The sequence below is a fragment of the Paratractidigestivibacter sp. genome, assembly GCF_052362415.1.
GTDB lineage: Bacteria > Actinomycetota > Coriobacteriia > Coriobacteriales > Atopobiaceae > Paratractidigestivibacter.
On sequence record NZ_DAWEMK010000086.1, the window covers coordinates 2366 to 7921 of the forward strand.

The 5556-nt window shown below is 67.2% G+C and carries 4 protein-coding genes; all 4 read right to left on the reverse strand.

Annotation, left to right across the window (positions count from 1 at the left end):
* The coding region (locus ACT84W_RS08215) for an ABC transporter substrate-binding protein (protein ID WP_444328851.1) at window positions 1-446 on the reverse strand (446 nt) is incomplete at its 3' end.
* 156 nt (window positions 447-602) lie between these two features.
* Entirely contained in the window at window positions 603-1823 is a 1221-nt protein-coding gene (locus tag ACT84W_RS08220; RefSeq protein WP_444328852.1) for a YitT family protein, read from the reverse strand.
* Window positions 1824-2388: 565 nt separating this feature from the next.
* Window positions 2389-4035 (reverse strand): Asp-tRNA(Asn)/Glu-tRNA(Gln) amidotransferase subunit GatB, encoded by a 1647-nt coding sequence (gatB, locus tag ACT84W_RS08225; protein WP_444328853.1) that lies wholly within the window; start codon window positions 4033-4035, stop codon window positions 2389-2391.
* A complete protein-coding gene (gene gatA, locus ACT84W_RS08230; RefSeq protein WP_444328854.1) occupies window positions 4035-5552 on the reverse strand; it encodes an Asp-tRNA(Asn)/Glu-tRNA(Gln) amidotransferase subunit GatA in 1518 nt (505 codons plus the stop codon). The genes gatB and gatA overlap by 1 nt, the downstream gene beginning before the upstream one ends.
* Window positions 5553-5556 lie beyond the last annotated feature (4 nt).

The window sequence follows — 5556 nt, forward strand, 5'->3', positions numbered from 1 at the left end:
GTGAGGTCGGAGGCGCCGGTGACGTTGGTGCCCGGTTTATCGTTGTCCTTGACGAGGCCGGAGGCGGCATAGTCGGTGATGGCGCAGCCCACGATGGGGATGTCGGCCGTCGCGGCGGCCGCTGCCTGGGCCGCGGGGGTGGCGATGGCGTAAATCAGGTCGACGCCGTCGCCCACGAACTTGGAGGCGATGGTCTGGCAGGCGGACTGGTCGTTCTGGGCGTTCTGCTGGTCGATGGAGACGTTCAGGCCGGAGGCGTTGACGGCGTCGCAGAACCCCTGGTTGGCGGCATCGAGCGCGGAGTGCTCGGTGAGCTGGACGACGCCGATCTTGTAGGCCTTGTCGCCCGAGGCGGACGAGCCAGAGCCCGAGCCGCAGCCGGCGAGGGCGGCGATGGACGTCGCGAGGCCGGCGCCCGCGACGAAGTTCCTTCTGGTGATGTTCATGGCTTACTCCCCCAGTAGCGGTTTTGAAGATGAGGTCAGTCTACGGCCGGGCGGCGGCGCAGGGAGAAATTGCCTCACATAAGTAACACTGAGGAGCAAGAAGGGCGCCGCGCCCTGCGTTTCCCTGCGCCGGCACCCTTCTTGCCGCGCCTCGCGTCAGTTGACCCCGCGGAAGCCGCGGCCGATGATCTCGGAGCTGCTCGTGATGGTGATGAACGCGCCCGGGTCGACGCTGCGCACAAAGAGCCTGAGCTCCATCGCCTCGCGTCTGGTGAGGACCGAGTTCAGGATGATCACGCGCTTGCCCGTGTAGGCTCCCCAGCCTGTCATCACCGTCGCGGTGCGGCCGAGCGTGCGCACGATGAACTCCTCGACGTCGTGCGGGTACTTGCAGATGACCTGACAGACCTTTCGCTGACGGATGGACTCGATGGCGGAGTCGACGACGAAGGTCTTTGCCACGAGGCCGAGGATGCACCACAGGCCGACGCGCGGGCCGTAGATGACGGCGGCGGAGCACACGATGGCGATGTCGACCACAAAGAGCGCCTTGCCGATCTCGACGTCGGTGCGCTTGCGCAGGATCATGGCCAGGATGTCCGTGCCGCCCGTCGAGGCTCCAATGTCGAAGACGAGCGCGCTGCCCACGGCGGGCAGCAGCACGGCGAAGCAGACATCGAGCGTGAGGTCGCCCGTGATCGATTGTGTCACGGGGAAGATCCACTCGAAGAGCGAGACGTATGCCGACAGCGCAATCGAGGCGAACGAGCTCCAGATCATGGCCTTGCGATCGAGGAAGACGAAGCCAAGGATGACGAGGGCTACGTTGAGGATCCACATGAAGGTGGAGACCGGCAGCTGTGGGAAGAGCGCGCCCAGCACGATGGCCACGCCCGTCGTGCCGCCGAACGCGAGGTGGTTCGGGGTCTTGAAGAGCACCATAGCGACGGCGGTGAGGATGAGGCCGAGGTTCAGCATGAGGAAGAAGCTCAGCTTGCCATAGCCCTCGGTGCGGCGCTCCGACACCTCGTCGGCGATCCGGCCCTCCTCGTCGGTCTGGTCCTCGCAGATCGGCGCGAGCGGGTCGCCCTCGTACGCGGTCCTGCCCTGGTCGAGCTCCAGCTCACGCTCGAGCTCGGGCTCCTGCGCCAGTGCTTGCGCCGCCCGGGTCGCCTTGGCCTGGGCCGTACGCGCTTGGGCCTGCGCTGCCTGCGATTGAGCCGTACGCGTCTGGGTCTGCGCTGCCGGTGCCTGGGCAGTACGCGCCTGGGCCTCCGCCGCCCGCGCTTGGTTCTCCGCCGTCCGCGCCTGGGCCGTACATGCCTGAGTCTCCTCCGCCTGCGCCCGCTCCCGGCTCAAGCCCTTCTCGCTGCTCAAATCCCGCTCCTCCGTTCCCGTTGCCGATGCGCCGCGGTGAAGTCTGACATGTGTAGCCGAGTATTTCAACCGTGTTTCGGAGGGTTGGGGAAAACGATGCGGGGAAGGCACGCGGGGCGCTTGGCCCGCATCTTAAATCTGCTGATAACGCCGACACGGACTGGCACGGGTACGCCAGGGCGAATCTTATGCGCAAAACTCGCTTAGGGCTACGCTGAAGCAGATTCGATGCACAAAACTCGATTCGAGCCACATGATTTTGGGGATGAAACGAGCTTCAGAATTCGATACCTGCGGTTTTGTCGGGGCGAATGACGAAAACAGCCCAAGAGGGCTCAAAAGTACGTGGCCCTAATCGAGTTTTGCGCTTGAGCAAATCCCCGACGTGGCCCTAAGCGAGTTTTGCGCACCGGCCATGCTATTGTCATCCTCGGCAACGCCCAAACTGCCGCCAAATCGGACGGAATCTGTTCGAGGCGCCCCGATTACAAAAATCCGGCGGCGGAGTCAGCGTGGAGAGCCGATTCCGCCGCCGGGAACTCGGGGAATGCGAGAATTCACCGCGCTACGCGAGCTTCTGCGCAAGGAGCTGGTTGAACAGTTTCGGGTTGCCGGAGCCCTTGGCGGCCTTCATGCACTGGCCGACGAGGTAGCCGATGACCTTTTTGTTGCCGTCGCGGTACTGCTGGGCCTGGTCGGTGCAGCGGGCGAGCACCTCGTCGACGATGGGCTCGAGCGCCGCGGTGTCCGTGACCTGGCGCATGCCGCGCTCGTCGACGACCTTCTCGGGGTCCTTGTCGGTCCCGTTGACCTCGTCGAGCACCTCGCGCGCCTGCGCGAACGTGATCGCATCGGCCGCGAGCAGCGCGCCGATGCAGCGGACCTGCGCCGGAGTGAGCGCGTCGTAGCTGGGCGCGAGGTTGACCATGACGTTGGCGATAGTCGGCACAGCCTTCTTGTCCGCACCCTCCACGGCCTGCTCGAAGAAGTCGGCAACCGCGGGCTCGCCCGCGAGCTGCTCGGCGTCGGCCGGCTTCAGGCCGAAGTCGCGCTCGAAGCGGTCGCGCTTGGCATCCGGCAGCTCGGGGATCTGCTTGCGGCAGCCCTCGATGAAGTCGTCGGTAAGGTCGAACGGCGCGAGGTCGGGGTCCGGGAAGAGGCGGTAGTCGTCGGCGGTCTCCTTGACGCGCATGACGACGGTGCGCTTGCGCGAGGGCTCCCAGTGGCGGGTCTCCTGGTAGATGATGCCGCCCTCCTCGAGCACCTCGGCCTGGCGGCAGATCTCGTAGGCGAGACCGTCGTGGAGACTCTTGAAGGAGTTGAGGTTCTTGAGCTCGGTCTTGGTCCCGAGCTTGGTGGAGCCGCGGCGGCGCAGACTGACGTTACCGTCGCAGCGCATCGAGCCCTTCTCCATGGAGCAGTCGGAGATCCCCAGCGTCACGAAGATGTGGCGGAGCTTCTCCATAAAGAGGCGCGCCTCCTCGGGCGTGCGCAGGTCGGGCTCGGTCACGAGCTCGATCAGAGGCGTGCCGCAGCGGTTGTAGTCCACGAGCGACTCGGCCGCGCCGCCGATGCGGCCCTCCTCGCCGCCGACGTGCACCATCTTTGCCGCGTCCTCCTCCATGTGGATGCGCAGGATGCGGATGGGCACCGTGTAGGAGCCATCGGCGCGTCGCTCGGGCATCTGCATGTTGGAGGCGTCGTAGCTGGCCAGGTGCCCGGCGCGCTGATTGCCCTCGCGCATCTGCGCCGTCATCGCGGTCGAGAGGCCCTCGGCACCCGCGGACGCCGACGCGAGGCTCTCGGCCTCGGCCGCGCCGAACGCGCAGTCGGGGCGCTCGGCGGCGCCCTGGCCGGTCACGTCGAGGTCGAGGTGGCCGTACATGGCGAAGGCGACCGGGCCCTGGGTGGTCTGGAAGTTCTTGGCCATATCGGGGTAGAAGTAGTGCTTGCGGTAGAACATCGAGTGCTTCTGGATCTCGCAGTTGGTAGCGAGGCCGGCCTTGACGATGCTCTCGATGGCCTTCTTGTTGGGCACGGGCAGGGCGCCGGGCAGGCCCAGGCACACGGGGCAGACGTTGGCGTTGGGCTCGTCGTCGTGCGAGAGACGGCAGTTGCAGAACATCTTCGTCTCGAGCGCGGTGAGCTCGGTGTGGATCTCGAGGCCGATGACGGCCTCCCAGTCCTGGAGTACCTCGGAGAGCTCCTTCACTAGAGCTCACCCCCCTTCCCGGCGAGGCCGGGCGCGACGGCGAGGGCCGGCGCACCGGTGGCGGAATCGGCGAAACCGCACTCGAGCGCGCGGGCGAACGTGAGGAGCTGGCGGTCCTTGAACGCAGGGCCGACGAGCTGGGCAGAGACGGGCAGGTTGGTGTCCGCGCCGAGGCCCAACGGGACCGAGACGCCGCCGTTGCCGCAGATGTTGATGCTAATGGTGTACAGGTCCGAGAGGTACATCTGCGTCGGGTCGCTGATCTCGCCGAACTTGAACGCGGTGCGCGGGGAGGCGGGCATGAGGATCGTGTCGACCTTCTGGTAGGCGCGGCCGTAGTCCTGCGTGATCAGCGTGCGCGCCTTCTGCGCAGCGTAGTAGTACTTGTCGTAGACGCCGGAGCTGAGCAGGTAGGCGCCGAGCATCTGGCGGCGCTTGGCCTCCGGGCCGAAGCCGTGCGCGCGGGAAAGCGAGCTCTGCTCGGTGAGGTTGGAGCAGCCCTTCTCCTGGTAGCCATAGCGGATGCCGTCGAAGCGCGCGAGGTTGGAGAACGCCTCGGCCGGGCCGATGACGTAGTAGGCGGCGATGGCGGCGTCGAGATGCGGCAGGTCGACCTCAACGAGCTCGGCGCCCTGCTCCTCGAGCTTGCGGGCGGCCGCCTCGACGGCGGAGCGCACCTCGGGCGTGAGGCCATCCGCCTCCATAAAGGACGGGATGATGCCCACGCGCTTGCCCTCGATGGGGTCCTCGAGATGCTCCATGAAGTCGACGGGGCAGTCCTGGCTCGTGCAGTCGTAGGGGTCGTGACCACCCGCGACCAGCGCGTTCATGGCAAGCGCGACGTCTGCCACGGTGCGGCCGAAGGGTCCAACCTGGTCGAGCGAGCTGCCGAAGGCGACCACGCCGTAGCGGCTGACCGCCCCGTAGGTCGGCTTCATGCCCACGACGCCGCACAGCGAGGCGGGCTGACGGATGGAGCCGCCGGTGTCGGAGCCGAGCGAGAGCGCGACCTCGCCCGCTGCGACCGCGGCCGCCGAGCCGCCCGAGGAGCCGCCGGGCACGCGCTCGGTGTCCCAGGGGTTGTTCGTGCGGTGGAAGGCCGAGGTCTCGGTCGAGGAGCCGAACGCGAACTCGTCCATGTTCGCCTTGCCCATGGGCAGGCAGCCGGCGTCGAGCATGCGCTGGACGCAGGTGGCGGTGTAGACGCTCTCGTAGTTCTCGAGCATGCGGGAGGCGCAGGTCGTGCGCGTGCCCACGAGGTTCATGTTGTCCTTGACGGCCAGGGGCACGCCGGCGAGCGGCGGCAGGGGCTTGCCGGCTGCGCGGTCGGCGTCCACGCGAGCGGCCGCGCCGAGCGCGAGCTCGGGTGCTACCTGCAGGAACGCCCGGACGTCGCCCTCGCGCGCCTCGATGGCGGCCAGCGACGCCTGCGCAACCTCGGTGGCACTGAAGTCGCCGGCAGCGACGCCTGCGGCGATCTGCGCGGCGGTGAGCTGATCGATGTTCGTAGAGGCCATCACT